Source organism: Streptomyces sp. GbtcB6 (assembly GCF_019091475.1).
GTDB classification, from domain to species: Bacteria; Actinomycetota; Actinomycetes; order Streptomycetales; family Streptomycetaceae; genus Streptomyces; species Streptomyces hyaluromycini.
The window spans coordinates 1-455 of sequence record NZ_JAGXJL010000200.1 but is presented as its reverse complement, the minus strand read 5'-3'; the positions used below and the strand labels follow the sequence as shown (position 1 = coordinate 455).

Annotated in this window: 1 pseudogene; it reads right to left on the bottom strand. The window is 67.9% G+C overall.

What is annotated here, in order from left to right:
- Nucleotides 1-455: pseudogene (locus tag KVT45_RS55160) on the bottom strand (IS5 family transposase); the annotation flags it as partial.

Genomic DNA, 455 nt, shown 5'->3' with positions numbered 1-455 from the left:
CGTTTGGTGACCCTCGACCATGGGCTTCAGTCCTTCGCTGTCGTGGACGTTGCCGGCGGAGACGCCGACGAGTAGGGGCAGTCCGTTCGCGTCCGACAGGATGTGCATCTTGGAACCCGGCTTGCCCCGGTCCACGGGGCTCGGACCTGTGTGTTCGCCCCCTTTTTAGCGCGGACGTGCGCCGTGTCGAGGACGACGCGGGTGACATCGACGAGGCCGGCGTCGTCGAGCCGGTGCAGGACGGCCTCGTGGAGGCGGCCCCAGACGCCGGCTCTGGACCAGATCAGGAAACGGCGGTGAGCGGTCGACTTCGATATCCCGAAGCACGGTGGCAATGCCCGCCAGGCGCAACCGCTGACCAGGACGTAGACGATCGCCGCGAACAGCGTCTCATCAGGCGTGTCCTGCGTTCCGCCGCCCTGCGGCCGCACCCTTGCCGGTGGGATCAGCGGCTT